Below are 24,572 nucleotides of genomic sequence, written 5' to 3'. Positions count from 1 at the left end.
CCCGGAGGAGGACCGCCCGTCGGTCGTGAAGCGTGGTGCGTCAGGGGCTCAGAAGCCCATGCCGCCCATGTCGTCGCCGCCCGGCATGGCCGGAGCGGCCTTCTCGGGCTTGTCGGCGATGACGGCCTCGGTCGTGAGGAACAGCGCCGCGATGGACGCCGCGTTCTGCAGCGCCGAGCGGGTGACCTTCGCCGGGTCGATGACGCCCGCCGACACGAGGTCGACGTACTCACCGGTGGCGGCGTTGAGGCCGAAGCCCGACTCGAGGTTGCTGACCTTCTCCGCGACGACCCCGCCCTCGAGACCGGCGTTGACCGCGATCTGCTTGAGCGGCGCCTCGATGGCGACCTTGACGATGTTCGCCCCGGTGGCCTCGTCACCCTGGAGGTCGAGGGAGGCGAACGCCTTGGCCCCGGCCTGGATGAGGGCGACGCCACCACCGGCGACGATGCCCTCCTCGACGGCGGCCTTCGCGTTGCGGACGGCGTCCTCGATGCGGTGCTTGCGCTCCTTGAGCTCGACCTCGGTGGCCGCGCCCGCCTTGATGACGGCGACGCCGCCGGCGAGCTTGGCGAGGCGCTCCTGGAGCTTCTCGCGGTCGTAGTCCGAGTCGGTCTTCTCGATCTCGGCGCGGATCTGGTTGACACGACCCTGGATCTGGTCGTTGTCACCGGCACCCTCGACGATCGTCGTCTCGTCCTTGGTGACGACGACCTTGCGGGCGCGGCCGAGGAGCGAGAGGTCCGCGCTGTCGAGCTTGAGGCCGACCTCCTCGGAGATGACCTGGCCACCGGTGAGGATGGCGATGTCGCCGAGCATGGCCTTGCGGCGGTCGCCGAAGCCCGGGGCCTTGACGGCGACGGACTTGAAGGTGCCGCGGATCTTGTTGACCACGAGCGTGCTCAGGGCCTCGCCGTCGACGTCCTCGGAGATGACGAGGAGCGGCTTGCCGGACTGCATGACCTTCTCGAGGAGGGGCAGCAGGTCCTTGATCGAGCCGATCTTGGAGTTCGCGATGAGGACGTACGGGTCCTCGAGCACGGCCTCCATGCGCTCGGTGTCGGTGACGAAGTAGTGGCTGATGTAGCCCTTGTCGAAGCGCATGCCCTCGGTGAGCTCGAGCTCGAGGCCGAAGGTGTTGCTCTCCTCGACGGTGATGACGCCCTCCTTGCCGACCTTGTCCATGGCCTCGGCGATCATCTCGCCGATCTGGGGGTCAGCAGCGGAGATCGAGGCCGTGGCAGCGATCTGCTCCTTGGTCTCGACGTCCTTGGCGCTGGCGAGCAGCTCGTCGGAGACGGCGCGGACGGCCTTCTCGATGCCGCGCTTGAGCGCCATCGGGTTGGCCCCGGCGGCGACGTTGCGCAGGCCCTCGCGGACGAGCGCCTGGGCGAGGACGGTGGCCGTCGTCGTGCCGTCACCGGCGACGTCGTCGGTCTTCTTCGCGACCTCCTTGACCAGCTCGGCGCCGATCTTCTCGTACGGGTCGTCGAGCTCGATCTCCTTGGCGATCGAGACACCGTCGTTGGTGATCGTGGGGGCGCCCCACTTCTTCTCCAGGACGACGTTGCGGCCCTTCGGACCGAGGGTCACCTTGACGGCGTCGGCGAGGGTGTTCATGCCCCGCTCGAGACCGCGGCGTGCCTCCTCGTCGAAAGCGATGATCTTGGCCATTCGGGTGGTTCCTCCCACGCGAATCGATGGTGGGACCGGGCGGTGCCCGCGACGGACGGGCCGGGGCCGCGGCTCACGTCACCGTCGGCGCACCTGCCCTCACCGGACCGGTCTGTTCTGTCACTCTCATGATGAGAGTGCTAATGGTCATTATTGGCACTCTCACCGGGAGAGTGCAAACGCTGCCCGCCGGGTCCGCGCCCGTGCCACGATCGGGCGGTGACGGAGGGGACGCACGCGACCACGACCGACCGCGCCTGCCCGCGGTGCGCGACGCCGCTCGAGGTGGAGCCGGCGATGCCGCGCTGGTGCCCGGCGTGCGACTGGGGCGTGGCGGCCGAGGGCGCCCCGCCGGTCGGGCTGCTCGCGCGTCGTCTGGAGCGGCCGCTGCGACGGGCGGCCGAGCAGCTGCACGGCCGGCTGGCCGCCGACCCCGGCTCGGTGCGCGCGGCCCCCAGCCGCCGGGCCGCGCTCGTCCTGTCGGTCGGCGTGCTCGTCGTCGCGGCCGTCCTCGTCGCCGCACTCGTCGGATGGGCGCTGTCGCTCACGGGGTGGTGGCGCGTCGGCGTGCTGGCGTTCCTCACGCTCCTCGCGTGGGAGCTCCTCCCCCGCCCCACCCGCCTGGACCCCAAGGTGGTCGTCGTCACCGCCGACGAGGCGCCGGCCCTCCACGCGCTCGTGCACCGGCTGGCCGACGAGGTCGGTGTGCGGCCCCCGGCCGTCCTCGGGCTCGAGACCGACTGGAACGCGTACGTCATCTCGCTCGGCTGGGGCCGCCGCCAGGCCCTCGTCCTCGGCCTGCCGCTCTGGGCCGCGCTCGACCCGGACGAGCGCGTCGGCGTGCTGGCGCACGAGCTCGGTCACCTCCGCTCGCACGACACGGCCGCCGGCCGGGTCGTCGGGGCCGCGCTCTCGGTGCTCGGGCGGGCGGCCACCGTCCTGTGGCCCGGGGACACGGGTGATCACGACAGCCTCCTCGTCAGCGCGTCGAGCGCGCTCGGCGGCGTCGTCCAGCGCGTCCTCGCCGCCCCGGTGATCGGGCTCGTGGTCCTCCTCGGCCGCCTCGACGCGGCCTGGTCCCAGCACGCCGAGTACGTCGCCGACCGGCTCGCGGCCCGCGCCGCCGGTCCCCGCGCGGTGGCCGGCGGGCTCGTCTCCCTCCTCGGGACCCCGCGAGGTCTCACGGCGGCCCAGGTGGCGGCCCGCACGCGCGCCGACCCCTGGCCGGCCCTCGAGGCCGCGCCGCGGCCCACGACCCGCGAGCTCGAGCGTCGCCGTCGCGGGAGCGTCCTCACGCACCACCGGGTCGACGACACCCACCCACCGACGGCCCTGCGGCTCGACCTCGTCGCGCGGATGCCCGACGCGGCGCCGACGGCGCTCGACACCGCGCTCCTCGAGCGCACCGACACCGAGCTGCGACGCCTGCGCGAGCCGTTGACCCGCCGCTTCGCCGAGGAGCTCGTCCACGGCCGGTTCTGAGCGGCCCGGGCCGCTCCGGGGTCAGAGTGCGGGGTCGGCCCCGTCGAGGTGGACGCGCAGCGAGGCGTCGGCCTCCGAGGCCACCGGGTCCTCGAGGTCGGCGACGAAGACGGCCACCGCCTCGCGGGCCGGGTTGCCGTCGAGCTCGGCGAGCACCTCGCGCCAGGCGGCGAGGTTGGGGTGCGGGAGGTCCGTGCACGCCTCGGCCGGCTCGAGCGACTCGACGGCGGCCGCCAGGTCCGAGCGCGACAGGGGCAGGGTGGCGGTCGAGCCGTCGTGGCCGAGCACCGTCGCGAGGACGACCGTCGCGAGGGCGGGCCGGCCGCCGGGCGCCGCCGTGACGTGCGGGAAGAGCCAGTCCGGCGTCGAGGAGGCCGGTGACAGCCCCACCGCGTGGGCGGCCGGCTCCTGCCATCCGTCGATGCGCTCGACGAGGTGCGCGCGGATCGCGGCGAGGCCGTCCGGGGTGCTCCAGTCCAGGTCGTTCATCGCCCCATCCTGACAAAGCGTGCGCCGCGGCGCGCCCCACACGCCCCGTGAGCCGCAGCAGTCGCCGCACCCCGGGTGAACAACGGGTGAACGACGGCCCCCGTCTTGGTGAAGCGAGGGTTGCCGCCCCACACTGGTGCCTCGTGGACGCAGCGACCCTCATCCTCGTGCTCGTCATCGTGACGGCCCTGGCCTTCGACTTCACGAACGGCTTCCACGACACGGCCAACGCGATGGCGGCCTCGATCTCCACCGGGGCCCTCGCGCCCAAGGTGGCGGTCGGGCTCAGCGCGGTGCTCAACCTCGTCGGCGCCTTCCTCTCCGTCGAGGTCGCCCTCACCGTGTCGAACGCCGTCATCAAGATCCAGGACAAGAGCGGGGCCCCCCGGCCCGAGCTCCTGACCGACGGCGGTGAGGCGCTGCTGCTCATCGTGCTCGCCGGCCTCGTCGGCGGCATCGTCTGGAACCTCTTCACCTGGCTGCTCGGGCTGCCCTCGAGCTCGTCGCACGCCCTCCTCGGCGGGCTGACCGGCGCCGGCGCCGCGGGCCTGGGCCTCGCGGGCGTCAAGTGGACCGGCGACGGCACCAAGCTCGACGGCGTCGTCGGGAAGATCCTCCTGCCCTCGCTGCTCTCCCCCGCGGTCGCGCTCGTCGTCGCGTTCATCGGGTGCTGGCTCGTGCACCGCATCACGGCGTCGGTCATGCACCGGCTCAACGAGCGCTACTTCCGCTGGGGCCAGATCGGCAGCGCGTCCCTCGTCTCCCTCGCGCACGGCACGAACGACGCCCAGAAGACGATGGGCGTCATGACGCTCGCCCTCATCGCCAGCGGCCACTGGGACCGCACCGACGCCGTCCCGATCTGGGTCAAGGTGAGCGCCGCGACGGCCATCGCCCTCGGCACCTACATCGGCGGCTGGCGGATCATCCGCACCCTCGGCAAGGGCCTGGTCGACATCACGCCGCGCCAGGGCCTCTCGAGCGACGGCGCCACCGCGGCCGTCCTCCTCGCCTCGAGCCACCTCGGGTTCGCCCTCTCGACGACCCACGTCGCGACCGGCTCGGTCCTCGGCGGCGGCCTCGGGCGCGGCACGCACGTGCGCTGGTCGACCGCCGGCCGGATGGTCGTCGCCTGGGCGCTGACCTTCCCCATCGCCGCCGGGATGGGCGCCCTCATGTGGTGGGTCGGGCACACGCTCGGCGGGGCCCCCGGTGCGCTGCTCGTCTTCGCGATCCTCTGCGCGGCGTCCCTGTTCATGTACCTGCGCTCCAAGCGCGAGCACGTCGGGGCCCACAACGTGACCGAGGAGTGGGGCGCCGCGGGCGGCGACCCGGCCGCGACCACCCCCGCCCCCACCAAGACCCCGACCCGCTGACCGGGAGGACGGACCACCATGCGCAGCATTCAGCTCGCCCTCGAGGGCGCCGGCAACGTCCTCGTCGTCGGCCTGCTCTTCGGGGCCGGCCTGCCCGTGATCTACGCCCTCGCCATGCGGGCGCTCGTCGTCGGCGCCGACGAGGCCCCGGACGGTAGCGTGCGGTACTCGCCGCTCGGACGGGTCCTCGCCGGGCTGCTCGTCGCGATCATCGTCGGCGGGGTCGTGCTCGGCCTCGTGCTCATCGTCGCGAGCGGCTTCGGGAAGGCCGTGAGCTTCGAGCACGTGTTCCCGACCATCGTCGACAAGAAGTGAGTCCCGCCATGCCGCAGCTGTCGCACTCGGTGATCGCCCACATCCGGGCCGGTTTCCCCGACGGCGTCCCGGATGCCGAGGCGGCCGCCCTCGGCGCGGTCCTCCAGGAGCAGCTGGGCACCCACGCGGCGCACGACGTCCTGCGCAAGCTGGCCGTCGAGAAGCTGCTCTCGCGCAAGGCCGTCCGTGCCCTCGTCCCCGAGGACGAGCAGGTCCGCCAGGTCAGCGCCAAGCTCGTCCTCGGCGGCTGGCCGCTCGGTGGCATGGACGAGGAGGAGGACGAGGCCCCGCCGCGCGAGGGCAGCCCGCTCGCCCGCATCGTCAACTGGCTGCGCGAGGGCTACCCCGGCGGTGTGCCGGAGCACGACTACGTCCCGTTGCTCGCGCTCCTCGAGCGCCGCCTGACCCGCTCCGAGGTCAAGAAGGTCGCCAAGGCGCTGCGCCGGGCCGACGTCAGCCCCGCCGGGCCGTCGGACATCGCCGCCGCCATCACCGAGTACACGCACGCCGACCCCAGCGACAAGGACCTGCGCCGGGTCCGCGACCAGCTGGCCAAGAAGGGCTGGCCGGTCGAGTTCCCCGACCCCGACCTCCCCTGACGCCCGGGCCCTCACCCCGTCGAGTGAACAGAACACGCCGCCTGCGCCCCCGCGCACGCGGCGTGTCCTGTTCGCTCGACGGGTGGGACGAGGCGGCTGCCGGGTGGGACGGCGCTGCGCGGGAGGGGCCGGACAGCAGAGATGCCCGTCCGGCTTCCCTCACGGACGGGCATCTCTGGTTCTGGGGGCCTCCCGGCTCAGGGCTCCATGCCGAGGCGGCGGGCCGAGCGGGCGCGCTGGCGGCTGGCCCGCAGGCGCCGCAGGCGCTTGACGAGCATCGGGTCGTGCGCGAGGGCCACGGGGTTGTCGATGAGCCCGTTGAGCACCTGGTAGTACCGCGTCGAGCTCATGTCGAAGAGCTCCTTGATGGCCGTCTCCTTGGAGCCGGCGTACTTCCACCACTGCCGCTCGAAGGCGAGCACCTCCCGGTCGCGCTCGGAGAGGTCCGAGGCGCTGACGGCAGGGGTGACCTGTTCGGAGGCGGCACTCACGGTGTGTTCTCGACCCTTCGTCGCGTGTGGCTTCGGCCCTCACTGTAGCCGCGAAATGACACCCGTGTCATTCCGCTCGGCGCGTCCCGCGGCGTGTCGGCTGGACACCTCCCACGCGGGCCGACTCACGAGTCACACGTGACCCACGGCCCCCAGCGGACCCGATCGACCCGACCGACCGGTCAGGCCATCGTGTCGAGGATGGCCCGGATGTCGTCCTCGGTCGTCGCCGGGTTGACGACGGCGAAGCGGGCCAGGGTCTCGCCGTCGTGCGTCGTCGGCACGACGAACGCGAACTCGTCGGCGAGCATCCGGTCCGACCACGCCTGGTAGTCGGCGGCCGACCAGCCGACGCGCCGGAAGACGACGACCGAGAGGTCGCGCTCGCGGACGAGCTCGAGCTCCGGGCGGCGCGCGATCTCGGCCTCGGCGTAGCGGGCGACGTCGAGGGTCCGCTCGACGGCGGCCGTGTACGCGTCCGTGCCGTTGACGACGAGGGAGAACCAGAACGGCAGGCCGCGCGCCCGGCGGGTCAGCCCGACCGAGTAGTCGGTCGGGTTCCAGTCGGGCGCCTCGGTGAGGACGTCGAGGTAGCCGGCCTTCTGGGTGTGCGCCGCGCGGGCCAGCGCCGGCTCGCGGTACAGCAGCGCGCAGCAGTCGAAGGGCGCGAAGAGCCACTTGTGCGGGTCGACGATGAAGGAGTCGCAGTGCTCGATGCCGGCGTAGAGGTCGCGCACCGACGGGGCGGCGAGCCCGGCGCCGCCGTAGGCACCGTCGACGTGGAACCAGATGCCGTGCTCGCGGCAGACCTCCGCGACCGACGCGAGGTCGTCGACGATGCCGAAGTTCGTCGTGCCGGCGGTCGCGACGACCGCGAAGAACGTCTCCGGGCCCTGCTCCTCGATGACGCGGCGCAGCGCGGAGCCGGTGAGCCGTCCGGCGTCGTCGGCCGGCACCCCGACGAGCTCGGCGTCCATCACCTCGCACGCCGACGCGATGGAGCTGTGCGCCCCGGCGGTGGCCGCCACCCGCCACGGGCGCTGCCCGGCCGCTGCGCGGTGGCGGGCGGTCGCGCGGGCGGCGACGAGCGCCGACAGGTTGCCGATCGTGCCGCCGGGCACGAACACGCCACCGGCGCCCTCGGGCATGCCGACGAGGTCGGCGACCCAGCGCAGGGCCTGGTTCTCGGCCCACACCGCCCCGGACCCCTCGAGCCACGACCCGGCGTAGATCGACGAGGCGCCGACGACGAGGTCGAAGACGACCGAGGCGTCGCTCGGCGCGCACGGGATGAAGGAGAGGTAGCGCGGGTGGTCGACCGACAGGCAGGCGGGCGCGAGCTCGTCGGTGAAGATCCGCATCGCCTCGGGGCCGCCGAGTCCGCCCGCGGTGACGGTGCGGCCGAGCGCGGCGTCGAGGTCCTCCTGGGTCCGCACGCGGTCCAGCGGCGGCTCCATCCGGATGCGTTCCTCGGCGTACGCGGTGACGGCGTCGAGGAGGGCCGCGAGCTCCTCGTGGGCGTTCGGGGAGTAGGGGGTGGTGGGGTGCACGGGCCGGAGTCTAGGAGGCCGGGCGCCCGAGCAGGAGCGCCCGCAGGTCGGCGACCTCGTCGACGAGCGCCGTCGGGCCCTGGGCCGCCAGCGCCGCACGGTCCCCGGCGCCCCACGTGACGGCGACGGAGTCCATCCCGGCGGCCTGCGCGGCCTGCACGTCGACCGTCGCGTCGCCGACGTAGACGCAGCGTGCCGGGTCGACCCCGAGCACGGTCGCGCCGCGCAGCAGGGGGTCGGGGGCGGGCTTGTGCCGGTCGGTGTCCTCGAGGCCGGCGACGACCTCGACGAGGTGGTCGATGCCGACGCCCTCGAGCGCGAGCCGGGCGGTCTCCTGCCGCTTCGAGGTGACGACGGCGGTCGTGACGCCGGCCGCGTGCAGGGCCTCGAGCAGCTCGGGGACGCCGTCGTAGCGGCGGATGAGCCGGCCGGTGTTCGCGAGGTTCCACTCGCGGTAGGTCGCGTCGAGGGCGTGGCCGTGCTCGGGGCTCTCCTCGAGCAGCGCCTCGAGCAGCGGCCGGCCGATCCACGCGCGCGCCCGCGTCTCCTCGACCTCCTCGCCGAGCACCGCCCGGAAGGCGTGCTGGTAGGAGGCGACGATGAGCGGGATGGTGTCGGCGAGGGTGCCGTCGAGGTCGAAGAGGACGGTCGGCCAGGGCGGGGTCGCGGTCACCGGTCCAGTCTGACGGGGCGGCGTCGCGGGCCGGACGGCGGTCCACCCCCGACCGCCGACGCCGTCGAGAGTCGTCCTCCCGCAGCCCCCTTCCCGACTTCTTGCGAGTTCCACCGCTCGACGCGCCGTTCCGGGCGTGTCGAGCGGCGGAACTCGCAGTCAGTGGGACGGAGCGGCGGCCGGGACGCCGAGCTCGTCGAGGAGCGCGAGCACCCGCGTCCGGATCTCGTCCCGCACGCCGCGCACCATCCCGATGCCCTGGCCGGCCGGGTCGTCGAGCACCCAGTCCTCGTAGCGCGTGCCCGGGAAGAACGGGCAGGTGTCGCCGCAGCCCATCGTCACGACGACGTCGGACGCCTGCACCGCCTCGGGCGTGAGGACCTTCGGGCGCTCGGCGGCGATGTCGATGCCGACCTCGCGCATCGCCTCGACGGCGACCGGGTTGACGGCGTCGCCGGGGGCGCTGCCCGCCGAGCGGACCTCGACGGCCCCGCCCGACAGGTGGTGCAGCCAGGCGGCGGCCATCTGGGAGCGGCCGGCGTTGTGGACGCAGACGAACAGGACGGACGGGCGGTCAGCCACGGGAGAACCCCTTCCGGAGGGCGAGCGAGACGTAGACGAGCCCGACGAGCACGGGCACCTCGATGAGGGGGCCGACGACGCCCGCGAGCGCCTGCCCGGAGGTCGCGCCGAAGGTCGCGATCGCGACGGCGATGGCCAGCTCGAAGTTGTTGCCGGCCGCGGTGAACGCGAGGGTCGTCGTCCGCGCGTAGCCGAGGCCGAGGCCCCTGCCCAGCACGAACCCGCCGCCCCACATGAGGACGAAGTAGGCGAGGAGGGGCAGCGCGATGCGGACGACGTCGAGCGGCCGGCTCGTGACCTGCTCGCCCTGCAGTGCGAACAGCACGACGATCGTGAAGAGCAGTCCGTACAGCGCCCACGGTCCGATGCGCGGCAGGAACGAGCGCTCGTAGGTGACTCTCCCCCACCGCTGCTCGCCGAGCCGGCGGGAGAGGTAGCCGAGCACGAGCGGGATGCCGAGGAAGACCAGCACCGACCGCGCGATGTCCCAGGCCGAGACGTCGAGGGCGGTCTGCTGGAGGCCGAGCCATCCCGGCAGCACCGACAGGTAGAACCAGCCGAGGCCGGCGAACGCGACCACCTGGAAGACCGAGTTGAGCGCGACGAGCACGGCCGCGGCCTCGCGGTCGCCGCAGGCGAGGTCGTTCCAGATGACGACCATCGCGATGCAGCGCGCGAGCCCGACGACCACGAGCCCGGTGCGGTACTCGGGCAGGTCGGGCAGCAGCAGCCACGCGAGCGTGAACATCAGCGCCGGGCCGAGCACCCAGTTGAGGACGAGGCTCGCGACGAGCATCCGCCGGTCGCCGGTCACCGTGTCGAGCCGGTCGTAGCGGACCTTGGCCAGCACCGGGTACATCATGACGAGCAGGCCGAGGGCGATCGGCAGCGAGACGCCGTCGACCTCGACGGCCGACAACCCCTCGCCGAGGCCGGGGACGAGGCGCCCGAGCAGGAGCCCGGCGACCATCGCGAGGCCGATCCACAGCGGGAGCAGCCGGTCGAGGGTCGACAGCCGGGTGGCGCCCGCGGGGGCGGGGGCCGGGGCGTCGGTGGGGGCCGTCACGGGCAGCAGGCCCCCTCGGCGCCGAGCACCTCGAGGCTGGCCGTCGCGGGCCGACCGTCGACCGGGTTCTCGTCCTTGACGGTGTAGACCTCCCACGGGGCGCCGGCGGGGTCGTGGACCCACACCTTGTCCTGGAGGGCGTAGCAGCACGTCGTGTCGTCCTCGTCGAAGGCCGCGAGCCCCGCGGCCGAGAACCGCTCGCGTGCCGCGGCGACCTCGTCGGTCGAGCCGACCTCGACCCCGAGGTGGTTGAGCGCGCCGGCGGCGCCGGTGCCGCGCGTGGCCTCGGTCGTCTCGATGAGGACGAGCTTGAGCGGCGGCTGCTCGACGGCGAAGTTGGCGTACCCCGGGCGACGCTTGTGCGGAGGCACCCCGAACATCGCCGAGTAGAACGTGACCGACGCCTCGAGGTCGCTGACGTTGAGGGCGAGCTGCACGCGGCCGGTGGGCGGCGTGGCGGGGCCGGCGGTCATGGGGGCCACCTTCCGGGAGAGGGCTGGCATCGACGGACGTCGATGGGGACAGCGTGGACCATGGCATCGACGTGTGTCAATATAGGGGTCCGTCGATCTTGGAGGTCCCCCGTGCCGGTCCGCGAGCTGCCCCTCACGAGCGCCACCGGCGCCTGCTGCGGCATCGGCGTCGACGGCGGCATGTCGCGCGCGGACGCCGAGCGCAGCGCGAGCCTGCTCAAGGCCGTCGCCGACCCCGTGCGCCTGCGGCTGGTCAGCGCCATCCGCGCGACCGAGGCCGGCGAGGCGTGCGTCTGCGACCTCACCGACCTCGTGGGGCTCGCCCAGCCGACGGTGTCGCACCACCTCAAGGTGCTGACCGACGCCGGCCTGCTCGAGCGCGAGCGCCGCGGCTCGTGGGCCTGGTACCGCCTCGTGCCGGAACGCCTCGCCGAGGTCCGCGGCATCCTCGCCTGACCCACCCTCACCACCACCCGACTTCTTGCGAGTTCCGCCGCTCGACGCGCCGTCCGAGGGCGTGTCGAGCGGCGGAACTCGCAATCAGTGGGGAAAGGCCGGCGCGGGGGGGCGGCCGGGTGCTCCCGGCGGGCCGCGGACCGGCGCGTACTAGCGTGGGGCCGATGTCCTCCGCGCCCTCCCCGAGCCCCGCCCGGCCGCTGCACGAGCTGGTCCACCCCTCGTGGGCGCGGGCGCTGGCCCCGGTCGAGGACACCGTCGCGCGGCTCGGCGAGTTCCTCCGGACCGAGGTCGCCGCGGGCCGCGGCTACCTGCCCGGCGGGCCGCACGTCCTGCGCGCCTTCCAGCAGCCGCTCGACGCCGTCCGCGTCCTCGTCGTCGGCCAGGACCCCTACCCGACGCCCGGGCACGCGATGGGCCTGTCGTTCTCCGTCGAACCCGACGTGCGCCCCGTGCCCAAGAGCCTCGTCAACATCTACAAGGAGATGGAGACCGACCTCGGCCTGCCCCGCCCCGAGACCGGCGACCTCACGCCGTGGGCCGACCAGGGCGTCCTCCTCCTCAACCGCGTCCTCACCGTGACCCCCGGCAAGCCGGCCAGCCACCGCGGACGCGGCTGGGAGGAGGTGACCGGCCGGGCCATCGAGGCGCTGACCGAGCGCGGCGGACCCCTCGTCGCGATCCTCTGGGGCCGCGACGCCCGCTCGCTCGCGCCGCACCTGACCGGTGCGGACATCCCCTGCCTGGAGTCCGCCCACCCGAGCCCGCTGTCGGCGCACGGCGGGTTCTTCGGCTCGCGCCCGTTCTCGCGCGCCAACGCCCTGCTCACCGAGGCCGGCGCCGCGCCGGTCGACTGGAGGCTCACGTGACCACCCACCCCGCAGAGCGCCGGGTCTGGACCCGCTACGTCGCCATCGGCGACTCCTTCACGGAAGGGATGTCGGACCCCGACCCCGACCGCCCCGACGCCTTCGTCGGCTGGGCCGACCGGCTCGCGCACGCCCTCGACGACGTCGCCGAGGCCGAGCACCTGCCCTTCGGGTACGCCAACCTCGCGGTGCGCGGGCGCACGCTCTCGGACGTCGTCGGCCCGCAGCTCGACGCCGCCCTGCGGATGTCCCCCGACCTCGTCTCGATGGTCGGCGGCGGCAACGACCTGCTGCGCCCCAGCGTCGACCTCGACGACCTCGCCTCCCGCCTCGAGGACGCCGTCGTGCGCCTGCGCGCCGCCGGTGCCGACGTCCTGCTCGCCACGCCCACCGACACCCGCGACGCCGGCCTCTTCCGCGCCCTGCGGGGCCGGCACGCCGTCCACGCCGCGAACATCTTCACGATCGCGCAGGACCACGGCTGCCACGTCCTCAACCTCTGGGGGATCCGGGCGCTGCGCGACTGGCGGATGTGGTCGGAGGACCGCATCCACCTGACGACCGAGGGCCACCGCCGCGTCGCGCTGGCCGCCCTCACGGCGCTCGGCCACGAGACCGACACCGCCGACTGGACCACCCCCCTGCCGCCCGCCGACCGGACCTCGCGCTCCGACGAGCTGCGCCAGCACGCCGAGTGGGTGCGCACGCACGCCGCCCCGTGGGTCGAGCGCCGTGTGCGCGGCACGTCGTCCGGCGACGCCCGCAGTGCCAAGCGCCCGGAGCTGCTCCGCTTCCGCGACCCGGACGAGGCCCCGGCCCCGCACCGGCCGCCGGTCCTCTGACGGCGGGGCGGTCGGTCCGTCCCGGGTTTTGTTGGACGTCCAACCACCTCGTTACCCTCGGGGAATGGCTGCGACGAGGCTGATGCCGACCGAGGAGGGTCAGGACCTCATCGACCTGACCCGCGAGATCTGCGACAAGACCCTGCGACCGCAGGTCGACGAGGCCGAGCGCGCCGCCGCCACCGGCGAGCAGTTCCCGACCGAGGTCTTCCGCACGCTCGGCGAGGCGGGGCTGCTCTCGCTCCCCCACCCCGAGGAGCACGGCGGCTACGGGCAGCCGTACGAGGTCTACCTCCAGGTCGTCGAGGAGGTCGCGAGCGCCTGGATGAGCGTCGCCGTCGGCGTCTCGGTCCACTCGCTGACGGCCTACCCGGTCACCGCGTTCGGCACGGCGGAGCAGCAGGCCGCCCTGCTGCCGGGGATGCTCTCGGGGTCGCAGCTCGGCGCCTACTGCCTCTCGGAGCCGCTCGCCGGCTCCGACATCGCGTCGATGACGACCCGCGCGACGCGCGACGGCGACTCCTACGTCCTGCGCGGCCGCAAGGCGTGGATCAGCCACGCCGGGCACGCCGACTACTACACGACCTTCGCCCGCACCTCCGACGACGGCGGCCGCGGCCTGTCGTGCTTCGTCGTACCGGCCGACGCCGAGGGCCTGTCGTTCGGCACGCCGGAGAAGAAGATGGGCCTGCACTGCGACACCGTCCGCGAGGTGATGTTCGACGACGTCCGCGTCGCGGCCGACCGGCGCATCGGTGACGAGGGCCAGGGGATGGCCATCGCGCTGTCCGCCCTCGACGCAGGCCGGTTGGGCATCGCCGCCGCGAGCACCGGTCTCGCACAGGGCGCGCTGGACCTCGCCGCGTCGTACGCCAAGGAGCGCAAGCAGTTCGGACGCGCCATCGGCGAGTTCCAGGGTCTGTCGTTCCTCCTCGCCGACATGGAGGCCGCGGTGACGAGCGCCCGCGCGACCTACCTGCACGCGGCCCGCCTCAAGGACGCCGGGCGCGCCTTCAGCAAGGAGGCCGCCGTCGCCAAGCTGGTCGCCACCGACGCGGCGATGAGGGTGACGACCGACGCCGTCCAGGTGCTCGGCGGCGCCGGCTACACCCAGGACTTCCCGGCCGAGCGGTTCATGCGCGAGGCCAAGGTGACCCAGATCTTCGAGGGCACCAACCAGATCCAGCGGCTCGTCATCGGCCGGCACGTCCTGCGCTGAGCGGCGGAACCCGTCGCCCGCCCGGCGCGTCCCACCTCTGGACCTCCACCGGAAGGAACCCTCGTGCGCCTCCCCCTCGTCGTCACCGCGGCCCTGACCGCCACCCTGCTCGCCGCCTGCGGCAGCGCCACCGCCCCCGGAGGGGACACCACCCCCTCCGCGACGGGCAGCACCACCGGCGCCACCACCCCGCCCCCGGCGACCACGCCCTCCCCCGACCCGACGACGAGCCCCAGCGGCCCCGACCCGTCGAGCGGGCCGACCGTCCCGCCGCCCGCGGACGGTGAGGTCCCCGCCGGGCTCGCCGACCGGCCCGAGGTCAAGGCCGCGATGCAGGACGCAGCCGGCCGCGCCGGCATCGTCGCGGGCGACGTGCGCATCGGTGGCTACATGCCGGTCACGTGGGCCGACGGCTCGCTCGGCTGCCCGCAGAAGGGCATGGCCTACACGCAGATGACGGTCGAGGGCGAGCTCCTGCTCCTGCGCGTCGACCAGCGCACGATGGAGTACCACGCCCGCCAGGGCGGCTCCTTCACCTACTGCGCCACCCCCAGCGGCACCTACAGCCCCCGCACGGCGGGCTGACGCCGCCACCTCCCCCGGACGCGGGCGGACCGGGCCATCTCATACGTGGCCCGGTCCGTGGTCAACGGTAGGCAGGCGCCGGTGTCCGTGGTGGGTCCGACACGCGGCGGGCGCGTGACCGTCGAACGAGCGGCGGGCGTCGGCCGTCGGAGGGCTCAGCCGTCGAGGTCGCGCGAGATGCCGGGCAGCAGGGTCTCGCCCTCGCGCAGCCGGTCGAGCGCGACGGGGTTGACCTCCTCGATGTGCCGCAGGCTGCGCCGCCGGTAGCGGACGAGCTGCACGGCGCCGAGCCCCCAGAAGAGGAACTGCACCGACATCGCGATGCGGAAGTCGTCGAGCGTGTAGTCCTCCGGGCCACCCGGCGCGAGGTGGTCGAGGACGACGCCGATGAGAGCGATGGCCAGCAGCGACGCCGTGAACCCGCCGATGTTGACGACACCGGTCGCGCGACCGAGCCGCGAGGACGGGTGGAAGGTCCGGGCGAGGTCGAAGCCCACCATCGACCCCGGGCCGCCGAAGGCGGTGACGACCGCGAGGACGTAGAGCAGCCACGTGGGCGCCGGCCCCGGCCAGAGCAGGACGACGGCCCAGGTCGTGGCGATGACGCCGACGATGCCGAGCACGAGCTGTGAGCGGCGGTAGGGCATCCGGGCGGTGAAGGCGGCGACGACCGGCCCGGCGGCCATCGCGGTGACCGTCATCGCGACGAGGACGAGGGAGGCGGCCTGCTGGGTCATCCCCTCGGCGACGAGGAAGGGGAAGCCCCAGAGCATCGTGAAGACCGTCGCGCCGAACTGCGACGAGAAGTGCACCCAGAGGCCGAGGCGCGTCCCGGGGTTGCCCCAGACCTCGGCGAGGGTCTTCGCGAGCGCGCGGACCTTGATCTTCTCGACCGCCTCGCCCCGGTAGGGCGAGTCCTTGACGACGGCGAGGAGGCCGACGGACAGCAGGAGCCCGACGCCGCCGGCGGTCGCGAACGACCTCGTCCACCCGAAGGTGGCCAGGGCCGCGGCGAGCGGGGTGGCGGCGGCGACGGCCCCGAGCTGGCCGATCATGCCGGTCAGCTGGGTGACGAACGGCGCCTGCTTGACGCGGAACCACACGGCGACGAGGCGCAGCAGGGACGTGAAGACCATCGCGTCGCCCGCGCCGAGCATGACGCGCGCGGCCACGCCGACCTCGAAGGAGCCGGCGACCGCGAACCACAGCTGCCCGCCGGACATGAGCAGCAGGCCGGTGAGCATGAGCTTCTTGGAGCCGAAGCGGTCCAGGAGCACCCCGACCGGGATCTGCATCGCCGCATACACCGCGAGCTGGACGACGGTGAAGGTCGACAGCTGGGCCGCGGAGATGTCGAAGCGCTCGGCCGCGAGCAGGCCGGCGACGCCGAGCGAGGTGCGGTGGAAGACCGCGAGCACGTACACCGACAGGCCGACGACCCAGATCGCCCAGGCCCGCCGCTTGCCGATCGTGTGCACCTGGCGCAGGACGGGGCGGGTCACCCGCCGATTCTACGAGCGCCGGCGCCTCCTCCCGACCGCCCTACCGGTCCGCGGAGAGCCCGCACGTGCGGGGTTGTCGCTGTCGGAAGCCCTCCCCGACCACGAAAATCCCGCACGTGCCGGGTTGTCGCCGTCAGAACGTGGGCCGGACCACGAAAAGCCCGCACGTGCGGGGTTGTCGCTGTCCGAACCCCCGCCCGACCACGAAAAGCCCGCACGTGCGGGGTCAGCGCAGGGCGTCGGCCATCGAGCGCAGGAGGCGCAACGTCTCCGCCCGCTCGCTCTCGGAGAGTCCGCCGAGCATCGTCCGCTCGACCTCCCGGACGGCGGCGCTCGCCAGGGCGAGGCGCCGGCGCCCCAGCGGCGTGAGGGTCGCCGGCAGCGTCCTCCCGATCTCGGCCTCCTGCGGCCGCCTGACGTGCCCCAGCTCCTCGAGCGACTGCAGCAGGACGTGCATCGACTGCCGCGTGACGAACGTGCCGCGAGCGAGCTCGGCGCCGGACAGGCCCGGGCGCTGGGCGAGCAGCTCGAGCGTCGAGTAGTGGGTGACCGTCATCCCGAGCGGCCGCAGCGCCTGCTCCATCGCGGCGCGCAGGGCGCTCGAGGCCACCTTGAGCAGGTACCCGACCGAGGTGTCGAGGTCGACGCCGTCGCGCTCTGGACTCATGTCAGAAGTCTGACATACAGTGCGACGTGTCAGAAAACTGACACTAAACCGCAGGAGGAACCCATGTCCGTCACCGGCCCCGACTTCGTCTCGCTCCAGGTCCGCGACCTCGACGCCTCGCAGGCGTTCTACGAGACCTACCTCGGCCTCGTCCCCTCCCCCGCCGGTCCGCCGCACGCGGTCGTCTTCGAGACCCGGCCGATCGCGTTCGCGCTGCGCGACGTCGTGCCGGGCACCGACCTCGCGGCGGGCCAGCGCCCGGGCGTGGGCACGGCGGTGTGGCTGCACGCCACCGACGTCCAGGACATCCACGACGCGCTCGTCGCGGACGGTCACCCCGTCGTGGCCGCGCCCGTCGACGGACCGTTCGGGCGCACGTTCACCTTCGCGGACCCGGACGGCTACCACGTGACGCTCCACGACCGCGCCTGACGCCCGTCGTCCACCGACGGCGCCGGGGTTCTTGCCGGATGCGCCGGCAGCTGCGTGCGCACCCGGCAGGAACCCCGGCGGCGCCCGGCACGACGTCGCTCAGCGGGGCAGGCGCTCCTCGGCCACCCCGTTGCCGCCGTCCACGACGAGCAGCTGACCGGTGACGTAGGCCGCACCCGGGCTCGCGAGGAACGCGACCGCCGCCGCCACCTCCTGCGCCGTCCCCGAGCGACCGGCGGGCACGAGGTGCCCCTCGCGCTCCTCGGACGGGGTCTGCGACCCCGTGGCGATCCACCCCGGCGCGACGGCGTTGGCCGTGACGCCGTGCACGGCCTCGTCGACGGCCACGGCCCGCGCCAGCCCGACGACCCCGGCCTTGGCCGCGGCGTAGGCGACGTCCGAGCGCAGCGCCATGACCGGCCCGGCGGTCGACGACACCATGACGACGCGCCCCGACCCGCTGCGGCGCAGGTGCGGCAGGGCGGCCCGCGTCACGAGGTAGGCGGTGTCGAGGTTGCGCGCGATCGAGGCCGACCACCGGTCGGGCGGCGTGCCCTCGAGGTCGCCGCCGAGGTAGTCGCCGCCGGAGGCCACCGAGACCATCCCGGCGTTGTTGACGAGCACGTCGAGCCCGCCGCCGAGCTCCAGCGCGGCGGCGACGGCCAGCCCGGCGCCGTCCGGCGTCGTGAGGTCGGCCACGACCCCGGCCGCGTCGTGGCCCTCGGCCCGCAGCTCGGCGGCCCGCTCGTGCGCCCGGTCGGTGGTGGCACCGACGACGACCCGGGCGCCGCACTCGGCGAGCAGGCGCGCGCACGCCATCCCGATGCCGGTCGACGAGCCGGCACCGGTGACGAGCGCCGTGCGCCCGGAGAGGTCGAACGCGGCGGGCAGAGGGATGGCCACGCTCAGGCCAGCGCCGCGCCCATCGACTCCTCCAAGACGTCCATCGCCTCGTGGAGCAGGTCGTCGCCGATCGATAGCGGCGGCAGGAAGCGGAAGACGTTGCCGTAGGTGCCGCAGGTCAGCGTGACGACGCCGCGCTCGTGGCAGCCCTTGTTGACGGCGGCGGCGAGGGCGGCCGCGGGCTCCTTCGTGGCGGGGTCGGTGACGAGCTCCATCGCCATCATCGCGCCGCGGCCGCGGACGTCGCCGATTTCGGGGTGCTTCTCGGCGAGCGAGCCGAGCCGGTCGCCGAGGATCTTGCCGATGCTGCGCGCCCGGCCGGCGAGGTCGTCGACCTCCATCGACTCGATGCTCGCGAGCGCCGCCGCGCAGGCGACCGGGTTGCCCCCGTAGGTGCCGCCGAGGCCGCCGCCGTGGACGGCATCCATGAGGTCGGCGCGGCCGGTGACCGCCGCGAGCGGCATGCCGCCGGCGATGCCCTTCGCCGTCGTGATGAGGTCGGGGACGACGCCCTCGTGGTCGCTGGCGAACCAGTCGCCGGTACGGCAGAACCCGGACTGCACCTCGTCGGCGACGAAGACGATGCCGTGCTCGCGGCAGTACTCGGCCAGGCCCGGCAGGAAGCCCTCCGGCGGGACGATGAAGCCACCCTCGCCCTGGATCGGCTCGATGACGACGGCGGCGGTGTTCTCCTCGCCGACCTGCGCGTGGATCATGTCGGTCACCGTGCGCAGCGCCTCCTCGGCGCAGCGCTCGGGGCCGCCGGCCCACCGGTACGGGTAGGCCATCGGCACGCGGTAGACCTCGGGCGCGAACGGGCCGAAGCGGTGCTTGTAGGGCATGTTCTTCGCGGTCATGCCCATCGTCAGGTTGGTCCGGCCGTGGTAGCCGTGCTCGAAGACGACGACGGCCTGGCGGCCGGTGGCGTGCCGGGCGATCTTCACGGCGTTCTCGACGGCCTCGGCGCCGGAGTTGAACAGGGCCGAGCGCTTCTCGTGGTCACCGGGGGTCAGCGCGTTGAGCTTCTCGCAGACCTCGAGGTAGGGCTGGTACGGCGTCACCATGAAGCAGGTGTGCGTGAACCGGGCGATCTGCTCGGTCACGGCGTCGACGACCCGCTGGTTGCCGTTGCCGACGGTCGTCACGGCGATGCCGGAGCCGAGGTCGATGAGCTGGTTGCCGTCGACGTCGCGGATGATGCCGCCCGCGCCGTCCGTCACGTAGACCGGCAGGCCGGTGCCGACGCCGGAGGCGACCGCGGCCGTCTTGCGCGCCTGGAGCTCCTGGGAGCGCGGGCCGGGGATGGCGGTCGCGAGGATCCGCTGCTGCTCGATCATGGCGGCATCCTAACCGCGCGAAATCGCTGCCGAAACCCGCGGAATCCGTCGTCCCACGGGGCGCGCGAGGGGCGGTTCCGCGCCGGGAGCGTGACCGGGGCCGGGAGGGGGTAGGAACGACGGACCACCGACGAAGGAGGCGGCCGTGCCCGCACGCAAGGACCCCGGACCCTCGGTCAAGGACCCCGAGCTCTACGAGAAGCTGCGGGACGAGGGCAACAGCAAGGAGAAGTCGGCGCGCATCGCCAACGCCGCCGCCAACACCTCGCGCTCCGCCGTGGGGCACAAGGGGGGCTCCTCCCCGGCCTACGAGGAGTGGACGAAGGAGGAGCTCCAGGAGCGCGCCCGGGAGCTCGAGGTCGAGGGTCGCTCGTCGATGTCCAAGGACGAGCTCATCGAGGCGCTGCGCGACCACTGACCCGCCGGGCAGCCACTCCACGACTGACGAAAAGAATTCCGCCACAACGGAAGACGCCCGGGAGCTGCGTGCAGGGGGTTCGCAGCTCCCGGACGCCGGTCCGAGGTCCGGAGCGCCTCTCGGCCGACCGGACCCGAGTACTGTACCTGACGTCCGGAGCCTCCGATGACACGCGAGGGGTAGGGTCCCGCAGCACGACGACCGCACGGAGGGAGACGCGATGAGGCTGCTCCTCGTCGAGGACGAGAAACCCCTGGCCGCAGCGCTGGGCGACGCCCTGCGCGAGGCCGGCTGGGTCGTCGACCATGCCGAGGACGGGATGGAGGGCCTGCGGCTCGGGCTCGCCGGCCAGTACGACGCGCTCGTCCTCGACATCATGCTGCCGGGGATGAACGGGTACGACGTCCTCAAGCACCTGCGCCACCAGAAGGTGTGGACGCCCGTCCTCATGCTCACCGCCAAGGACGGCGAGTTCGACCAGACGGACGCCTTCGAGCTCGGCGCCGACGACTACGTCACCAAGCCCTTCAGCACCCCCGTCCTCCTCGCCCGGCTCCAGGCCCTGGCCCGGCGCGGCGCGCCCGAGCGGCCGGTGGCCCTCCAGGCCGGGCCGCTCAGCCTCGACCCCACGACCCGGCGGGTGACGCGCGAGGGGCAGGAGATCCAGCTGACCGCCCGCGAGTACGCGCTCCTGCACCACCTGATGCGCAAGGTCGGGCTGGTCCAGAGCAAGGCCGAGATCCTCGAGAACGTGTGGGACTCCGACTACCCGGGCGCCGACAACGTCGTCGAGGTCTACATCGGCTACCTGCGCCGGAAGATCGACGCGCCCTTCGACACCAAGGTCATCGAGACCGTGCGCGGCCTCGGCTACCGGCTCAACCCGACGGAGCCTGCACCGGGAGCCTGACCGCGAAGCGGCACCACCCCTCGGGGCTCTCGGTGGCCTCGACCGTGCCGTCGTGCGCCGCGACGACCTCGGCGACGATGGCCAGACCGAGGCCGGTGCCGCCCGTGCCGCGAGTACGCGAGTCGTCGAGGCGCACGAACCGGTTGAAGACGCGGTCGCGGTCGGCCGGCTCGATGGGCGGGCCGTCGTTGTCGACGGTGAGCACGGCCGCCTCGCCGTCGTGGCCCAGGCGCACGCGGACGACCTCGTTGCGGTGGCGCTCCGCGTTCTCGAGGAGGTTGCGCACGACCCGCCCGAGCCGCGCGGGGTCGCCCTCGAGGCGCACCGGCTCGACGGCGACCGAGACGGGCATCCCCCGCGCCCGCAGTGCCCCGGTCTCGGCGAGGACGACGTCGTCGAGGTCGATCTCGGTCCGGTGCAGGACCATCGCGTGCTCGTCGGCGGAGGCGAGGGTCAGCAGGTCCTCGACGAGGACGGCCAGGCGGTCGACCTCGGCGGACGCGCGGGCCGCGGTCGCCTGCCGGTCGGTGCTCGGCCGCTCCTCGGCGAGCCGGTCGAGGAGCACGCGGATCGTCGCGAGCGGGCTGCGCAGCTCGTGGCCGGCGTCGGCCACGAACGCGCGGCGCGAGGCGTCGGCGGTGTGCATCCGCTCGAGGAGGTGGTTCATCGTCTCGGCGAGGCGGGCGAGCTCGTCGCGGCCCGCCGGGACCTCCAGCGCCGGGCCGGGGGCCGGCGGGGCGCCCGAGGCGGCGACGGCCTCGACCTGGTCGCGCATCCGCTCGACGGGGCGCAGGGCCTGGCCGACGGCGAACGTGGTGACCGCGCCGAGGAGGGCGATGAGCCCGACCGCGCCGATGAAGGCGAACTCGGTGGACTGCCCGAGCGCGGTGACCTCGACGCGGGTGGGCACCCCCACGAGCAGCGTGTAGTGCTCGTTCTCGGGCGAGACCGCGTCGGTGGTGGCCACGACCCAGGCCCCCTCGGGCAGGCCCCGGACGTCGCTGACCTTCTCGACGCGCACCGCGTCACCGTCGGGCTCGACACGCAGGAGGGGCGTCGTGGGGGCGCCGCCGGTGGCGGCGACCACCTCGCGGGTGCGCGGGTCGACGACCTGGACGACGCGGTTGCCGTCGACGACGGCGTGGGTGCCGATGAGGTCGCTCACGCCGTGCACCGCGAGGTCGGCGCGCAGCTCGACCACCTCGGCGCGCGCGACGTCGCGGGCGGAGGCCTCGAGGACCTGGCCGAGCGAGAGGTAGACGATGCCGGCGAGCGCGGCGCTGATGAGCAGGACGACCGGCATGGTCAGGGCGAGGATGCGGCTCCTCAGGCCGAGCCGGACGCGCATGCGGCGAGTCTAGGCGGGGGCGCCGACGCCCCGCCCGGCCGGAGCCACGGCCCGACCCACCCGCCTCTCAGGAAGCGCCGCACCCGGCAGGATGGCGTCGTGAGCGCTCCCTCCCGCACCCTCGTCCTGCGCAGCGGCCGGCTGGCCCTCGAGGTCGTCCCCGCCGGGGCCGCCGTGCGCCGGCTGGTCCTCGACGACGGCGGCCCGGTCGACCTCGTCCTCGGCCACCACGACCCCGGCACCTACGCCCGGGACGGCGGCTACCTCGGCGCGACGGTCGGCCGCTTCACGAACCGGCTGGGCGGCGGCCGGCTCGTCGTCGACGGCGCCGAGCACCACGTCCCGCCGAACGACGGCGCCAACGCGCTGCACGGCGGGCCGGACGGATGGGACCGGCGCCCCTGGGAGGTCCTCGAGGAGGCGCCGGACCGGGTCGTGCTCGGCCTCGTCAGCCCGGACGGCGACCAGGGGCTTCCCGGCGTGGTGACCGCGCGGGTGACGTACGAGGTCACCGATGACGAGGTGCGGCTGCACCACCACGCGACGACCACGGCCGCCACCTACCTCGGGATGACCAACCACGCCTACTTCGCGCTCGACGACGGCCCGGACGTCCTCGACCACCGGCTCGAGGTCGACGCGTCGTCCTTCACCCCGGTCGGCCCGGACCTGCTGCCGACGGGCGAGGTGCTGCCGGTCGACGGCACACCGTTCGACCTGCGGCAGGCGCGCCGCATCGGTGACGTCCTGGCCCTCGACGACGAGCAGCTCGTGCGCGGCGGCGGCCTCGACCACAACCTCGTCGTCGACGGGGCCGGGATGCGGCGGGCCGCCCGGCTCGTCGGGGCGAGCGGCCGGTGGGTCGAGGTGCACACCGACCGCCCGGCGGTGCAGGTCTACACCGGGGCGCACTTCGACGGGTCGCTGACCGGCCTCGACGGCGATCCGCTGCGCCGGTCCGCGGGCGTGGCGCTCGAGACGCAGGGCTTCCCGGACGCGCCGCACCATCCGGCCTTCCCCGACGCGACGCTGCGACCCGGCGAGGTGTTCGAGGCCCGGACCACCTGGCGCGTCGGCCGCTCCTGAGCGTGCACCAACTGACGAATGTGTCAGTTTCTGCACGCCGGCGACCCCTGGACCGTGCAGCAATCGACACATTCGTCAGTTCCTGCACGCCGGCAGCCCCTGGACCGTGCATCAATCGACACATTCGTCAGTTCCTGCACGCCGGCTGCCCCTCGACCGTGCATCAATCGACACATTCGTCAGTTCCTGCACGCCGGCGACCCCTCCACCGTGCAGCAATCGACACATTCGTCAGTTTCTGCACGCCGGCGACCCCTGGACCGTGCATCAATCGACACATTCGTCGGTTTGCGCACGGTCGCGCGGCGCGTCGGGTCAGGGGAAGACGGTGCGGACCGCGGCCATGTCGTCGGCCCCGTGCCCGGCCCCGGACGCCTGCGCGAAGAGCTCGTGCAGGACGTGGAGCAGCTCGGTCGGGAAGCCGGCCGCCGCGCCGGCCGAGACCATGAGGCCGAGGTCCTTGACGACCCCGTCGACCTCGAACGAGGGCGTCCAGTCCTCCGCGAGCATCGCCCCGCCCTTGACCTTCGCGTAGGGAGCGAAGACCGGGCCGCCGTCGATGGCCTCGAGGAACAGCGCGGGGTCGACCCCGAGCGCGCCGGCGAGGGCGAGCGACTGTGCCGTCCCCGCCGTCAGCAGGGCCACCCACGCGTTGCACGCGAGCTTGAGCGCGCTCGCCGCCCCGACCTCGTCACCGGCCACGACCGAGCGCGAACCGATGGCCTCGAGCACCGGAGCCACCTTCTGCCGCAACGCCTCCGGGCCGGACACGAGCACCACCAGCGCTCCCTCCTCGGCCGGCTTGCGCGTGCCGAGCACCGGCGCGTCGAGCACCCGCCCGCCACCGACCTCGGCCACCCGCGCGGCCCCCTCGACGCCGACCGTGCCGCACTGCAGCCAGACGGCGTCCTCGCCGAGGTGCGCGACGAGCTCCCGGCCGACCTCGACGGTGGCGTCCGCGTCGAAGAGCATCGTCACGACGACGTCGGCGCCGTCCGCGGCCTCGGCCAACGAGCCGGCCACGGTCGCGCCGTCGCCGGCGAGCGGCCCGGCGCGCTCCGCCGTACGGTTCCAGGCCACGACCTCGTGCCCCTCGCGCAGCAGGCTGCGGACCATCCCGCTGCCCATGATCCCCGTCCCCAGCACCGCGACCCGCACGTCGTTCCTCCATCGTCCGTGGTGGCGCCGACCAGTCGGTGGCGCCGGCTCCCACCCTGCCACCGCGCAC

27 protein-coding genes are annotated in these 24,572 nt (G+C 73.8%); 13 read left to right on the top strand and 14 right to left on the bottom strand.

The features are described 5' to 3' along the window. Positions 1-48 precede the first annotated feature (48 nt). Positions 49-1,674 carry a chaperonin GroEL gene (gene groL, locus KMZ30_RS05565; RefSeq protein ID WP_215512357.1) on the bottom strand — a complete coding sequence of 542 codons (1,626 nt, stop codon included), beginning with the start codon at positions 1,672-1,674 and terminating at the stop codon, positions 49-51. A gap of 219 nt (positions 1,675-1,893) precedes the next feature. On the opposite strand from groL, the gene KMZ30_RS05560 reads away from it, so the two are divergent. After that, positions 1,894-3,156, top strand: a complete 1,263-nt coding sequence (locus KMZ30_RS05560; RefSeq protein ID WP_215512356.1) for a M48 family metallopeptidase — start codon at positions 1,894-1,896, stop codon at positions 3,154-3,156. Between the two features lie 21 nt (positions 3,157-3,177). Here KMZ30_RS05560 and KMZ30_RS05555 read toward each other — a convergent pair whose 3' ends face one another. Continuing rightward, positions 3,178-3,645 (bottom strand): hypothetical protein, encoded by a 468-nt coding sequence (locus tag KMZ30_RS05555; protein ID WP_215512355.1) that lies wholly within the window; start codon positions 3,643-3,645, stop codon positions 3,178-3,180. A gap of 143 nt (positions 3,646-3,788) precedes the next feature. Here KMZ30_RS05555 and KMZ30_RS05550 point away from each other — a divergent pair, with 143 nt between their 5' ends. The 3 genes from KMZ30_RS05550 to KMZ30_RS05540 are packed head-to-tail and all read left to right on the top strand — an operon-like array spanning position 3,789 to position 5,935. Beyond that, positions 3,789-5,021, top strand: a complete 1,233-nt coding sequence (locus tag KMZ30_RS05550) for an inorganic phosphate transporter (RefSeq protein WP_215512354.1) — start codon at positions 3,789-3,791, stop codon at positions 5,019-5,021. An 18-nt stretch (positions 5,022-5,039) separates the two neighbouring features. Then, complete coding sequence (locus KMZ30_RS05545) at positions 5,040-5,336, top strand: hypothetical protein (protein WP_215512353.1); 297 nt, start codon at positions 5,040-5,042, stop codon at positions 5,334-5,336. An 8-nt stretch (positions 5,337-5,344) separates the two neighbouring features. Further along, on the top strand, positions 5,345-5,935 hold the full coding sequence (locus KMZ30_RS05540) for a DUF3349 domain-containing protein (protein ID WP_215512352.1): 591 nt from the start codon (positions 5,345-5,347) through the stop codon (positions 5,933-5,935). Between the two features lie 197 nt (positions 5,936-6,132). Here KMZ30_RS05540 and KMZ30_RS05535 read toward each other — a convergent pair whose 3' ends face one another. The 6 genes from KMZ30_RS05535 to KMZ30_RS05510 form a co-directional block, all read right to left on the bottom strand. Further along, positions 6,133-6,426 (bottom strand): DUF3263 domain-containing protein, encoded by a 294-nt coding sequence (locus KMZ30_RS05535; protein ID WP_207024256.1) that lies wholly within the window; start codon positions 6,424-6,426, stop codon positions 6,133-6,135. A 182-nt stretch (positions 6,427-6,608) separates the two neighbouring features. Then, entirely contained in the window at positions 6,609-7,976 is a 1,368-nt protein-coding gene (locus KMZ30_RS05530) for a pyridoxal phosphate-dependent decarboxylase family protein (protein ID WP_308279655.1), read from the bottom strand. A gap of 10 nt (positions 7,977-7,986) precedes the next feature. Then, a complete protein-coding gene (locus tag KMZ30_RS05525; protein WP_215512351.1) occupies positions 7,987-8,649 on the bottom strand; it encodes an HAD family hydrolase in 663 nt (220 codons plus the stop codon). Positions 8,650-8,808: 159 nt separating this feature from the next. After that, positions 8,809-9,231, bottom strand: coding sequence for an arsenate reductase ArsC (locus KMZ30_RS05520; protein WP_215512350.1), 423 nt, complete (start codon positions 9,229-9,231; stop codon positions 8,809-8,811). Then, positions 9,224-10,297, bottom strand: a complete 1,074-nt coding sequence (gene arsB / locus KMZ30_RS05515) for an ACR3 family arsenite efflux transporter (protein ID WP_215512349.1) — start codon at positions 10,295-10,297, stop codon at positions 9,224-9,226. The genes KMZ30_RS05520 and arsB overlap by 8 nt, the downstream gene beginning before the upstream one ends. Then, entirely contained in the window at positions 10,294-10,770 is a 477-nt protein-coding gene (locus tag KMZ30_RS05510) for an ArsI/CadI family heavy metal resistance metalloenzyme (protein WP_215512348.1), read from the bottom strand. Before KMZ30_RS05510 ends, arsB begins: the two co-directional genes overlap by 4 nt. A gap of 111 nt (positions 10,771-10,881) precedes the next feature. Between KMZ30_RS05510 and KMZ30_RS05505 the strand changes: the two genes are divergently transcribed. The 5 genes from KMZ30_RS05505 (at position 10,882) to KMZ30_RS05485 (ending at position 14,741) form a co-directional block, all read left to right on the top strand. Further along, a complete protein-coding gene (locus KMZ30_RS05505; protein WP_372447507.1) occupies positions 10,882-11,226 on the top strand; it encodes an ArsR/SmtB family transcription factor in 345 nt (114 codons plus the stop codon). Between the two features lie 164 nt (positions 11,227-11,390). After that, entirely contained in the window at positions 11,391-12,095 is a 705-nt protein-coding gene (locus tag KMZ30_RS05500) for a uracil-DNA glycosylase (RefSeq protein WP_215512346.1), read from the top strand. Then, complete coding sequence (locus tag KMZ30_RS05495) at positions 12,092-12,937, top strand: SGNH/GDSL hydrolase family protein (RefSeq protein ID WP_308279654.1); 846 nt, start codon at positions 12,092-12,094, stop codon at positions 12,935-12,937. Before KMZ30_RS05500 ends, KMZ30_RS05495 begins: the two co-directional genes overlap by 4 nt. Before the next feature lie 64 nt (positions 12,938-13,001). Beyond that, positions 13,002-14,156 carry an acyl-CoA dehydrogenase family protein gene (locus KMZ30_RS05490; protein ID WP_215512345.1) on the top strand — a complete coding sequence of 385 codons (1,155 nt, stop codon included), beginning with the start codon at positions 13,002-13,004 and terminating at the stop codon, positions 14,154-14,156. Positions 14,157-14,219: 63 nt separating this feature from the next. Next, positions 14,220-14,741 (top strand): DUF8738 domain-containing protein, encoded by a 522-nt coding sequence (locus KMZ30_RS05485; protein ID WP_215512344.1) that lies wholly within the window; start codon positions 14,220-14,222, stop codon positions 14,739-14,741. 155 nt (positions 14,742-14,896) lie between these two features. Here the strand turns inward: KMZ30_RS05485 and KMZ30_RS05480 are convergent, their stop codons facing one another. After that, positions 14,897-16,243: an MFS transporter gene (locus tag KMZ30_RS05480; RefSeq protein ID WP_215512343.1), complete on the bottom strand. Its 1,347-nt coding sequence runs from the start codon at positions 16,241-16,243 to the stop codon at positions 14,897-14,899. A 226-nt stretch (positions 16,244-16,469) separates the two neighbouring features. After that, a complete protein-coding gene (locus KMZ30_RS05475) occupies positions 16,470-16,910 on the bottom strand; it encodes a MarR family winged helix-turn-helix transcriptional regulator (RefSeq protein WP_215512342.1) in 441 nt (146 codons plus the stop codon). 63 nt (positions 16,911-16,973) lie between these two features. Between KMZ30_RS05475 and KMZ30_RS05470 the strand changes: the two genes are divergently transcribed. After that, positions 16,974-17,342: a VOC family protein gene (locus tag KMZ30_RS05470; protein ID WP_215512341.1), complete on the top strand. Its 369-nt coding sequence runs from the start codon at positions 16,974-16,976 to the stop codon at positions 17,340-17,342. 99 nt (positions 17,343-17,441) lie between these two features. On the opposite strand, the gene KMZ30_RS05465 is transcribed toward KMZ30_RS05470, so the two are convergent. Then, the gene (locus KMZ30_RS05465) at positions 17,442-18,245 is read right to left on the bottom strand and encodes an SDR family NAD(P)-dependent oxidoreductase (protein ID WP_308279652.1); all 804 of its coding nucleotides are present in this window, start codon (positions 18,243-18,245) and stop codon (positions 17,442-17,444) included. A gap of 2 nt (positions 18,246-18,247) precedes the next feature. After that, the gene (gene gabT, locus KMZ30_RS05460; RefSeq protein WP_207024276.1) at positions 18,248-19,582 is read right to left on the bottom strand and encodes a 4-aminobutyrate--2-oxoglutarate transaminase; all 1,335 of its coding nucleotides are present in this window, start codon (positions 19,580-19,582) and stop codon (positions 18,248-18,250) included. A gap of 145 nt (positions 19,583-19,727) precedes the next feature. Here gabT and KMZ30_RS05455 point away from each other — a divergent pair, with 145 nt between their 5' ends. Both KMZ30_RS05455 and KMZ30_RS05450 read left to right on the top strand, forming a co-directional pair. Next, a complete protein-coding gene (locus KMZ30_RS05455) occupies positions 19,728-20,000 on the top strand; it encodes a DUF7218 family protein (protein ID WP_215512340.1) in 273 nt (90 codons plus the stop codon). A gap of 220 nt (positions 20,001-20,220) precedes the next feature. Beyond that, the gene (locus tag KMZ30_RS05450; protein ID WP_215512339.1) at positions 20,221-20,910 is read left to right on the top strand and encodes a response regulator transcription factor; all 690 of its coding nucleotides are present in this window, start codon (positions 20,221-20,223) and stop codon (positions 20,908-20,910) included. On the opposite strand, the gene KMZ30_RS05445 is transcribed toward KMZ30_RS05450, so the two are convergent. Continuing rightward, positions 20,879-22,258 carry a sensor histidine kinase gene (locus KMZ30_RS05445; protein WP_215512338.1) on the bottom strand — a complete coding sequence of 460 codons (1,380 nt, stop codon included), beginning with the start codon at positions 22,256-22,258 and terminating at the stop codon, positions 20,879-20,881. The two genes, KMZ30_RS05450 and KMZ30_RS05445, sit on opposite strands and share 32 nt — an antisense overlap. 99 nt (positions 22,259-22,357) lie before the next feature. Between KMZ30_RS05445 and KMZ30_RS05440 the strand changes: the two genes are divergently transcribed. Beyond that, complete coding sequence (locus tag KMZ30_RS05440) at positions 22,358-23,344, top strand: aldose epimerase family protein (protein ID WP_215512337.1); 987 nt, start codon at positions 22,358-22,360, stop codon at positions 23,342-23,344. Positions 23,345-23,659: 315 nt separating this feature from the next. Here the strand turns inward: KMZ30_RS05440 and KMZ30_RS05435 are convergent, their stop codons facing one another. Beyond that, complete coding sequence (locus KMZ30_RS05435) at positions 23,660-24,502, bottom strand: NAD(P)-dependent oxidoreductase (protein ID WP_308279651.1); 843 nt, start codon at positions 24,500-24,502, stop codon at positions 23,660-23,662. Between the last annotated feature and the right edge of the window lie 70 nt (positions 24,503-24,572).

It is taken from the genome of Phycicoccus mangrovi (genome assembly GCF_018729305.1).
In the GTDB taxonomy this organism is placed as follows: domain Bacteria; phylum Actinomycetota; class Actinomycetes; order Actinomycetales; family Dermatophilaceae; genus Phycicoccus; species Phycicoccus jejuensis.
The sequence above is the reverse complement of the archived record's forward strand: the minus strand, read 5'-3'. Positions and strand labels throughout refer to the sequence as shown.

What these genes read in the sequence shown, in the direction of transcription:
- groL (WP_215512357.1), bottom strand. Translation starts at nt 1,674, where the DNA reads ATGGCCAAGATCATCGCTTTCGACGAGGAGGCACGCCGCGGTCTCGAG.
- KMZ30_RS05555 (WP_215512355.1), bottom strand. Translation starts at nt 3,645, where the DNA reads ATGAACGACCTGGACTGGAGCACCCCGGACGGCCTCGCCGCGATCCGC.
- KMZ30_RS05545 (WP_215512353.1), top strand. Translation starts at nt 5,040, where the DNA reads ATGCGCAGCATTCAGCTCGCCCTCGAGGGCGCCGGCAACGTCCTCGTC.
- KMZ30_RS05540 (WP_215512352.1), top strand. Translation starts at nt 5,345, where the DNA reads ATGCCGCAGCTGTCGCACTCGGTGATCGCCCACATCCGGGCCGGTTTC.
- KMZ30_RS05510 (WP_215512348.1), bottom strand. Translation starts at nt 10,770, where the DNA reads ATGACCGCCGGCCCCGCCACGCCGCCCACCGGCCGCGTGCAGCTCGCC.
- KMZ30_RS05500 (WP_215512346.1), top strand. Translation starts at nt 11,391, where the DNA reads ATGTCCTCCGCGCCCTCCCCGAGCCCCGCCCGGCCGCTGCACGAGCTG.
- KMZ30_RS05490 (WP_215512345.1), top strand. Translation starts at nt 13,002, where the DNA reads ATGGCTGCGACGAGGCTGATGCCGACCGAGGAGGGTCAGGACCTCATC.
- KMZ30_RS05475 (WP_215512342.1), bottom strand. Translation starts at nt 16,910, where the DNA reads ATGAGTCCAGAGCGCGACGGCGTCGACCTCGACACCTCGGTCGGGTAC.
- KMZ30_RS05470 (WP_215512341.1), top strand. Translation starts at nt 16,974, where the DNA reads ATGTCCGTCACCGGCCCCGACTTCGTCTCGCTCCAGGTCCGCGACCTC.
- gabT (WP_207024276.1), bottom strand. Translation starts at nt 19,582, where the DNA reads ATGATCGAGCAGCAGCGGATCCTCGCGACCGCCATCCCCGGCCCGCGC.
- KMZ30_RS05450 (WP_215512339.1), top strand. Translation starts at nt 20,221, where the DNA reads ATGAGGCTGCTCCTCGTCGAGGACGAGAAACCCCTGGCCGCAGCGCTG.
- KMZ30_RS05445 (WP_215512338.1), bottom strand. Translation starts at nt 22,258, where the DNA reads ATGCGCGTCCGGCTCGGCCTGAGGAGCCGCATCCTCGCCCTGACCATG.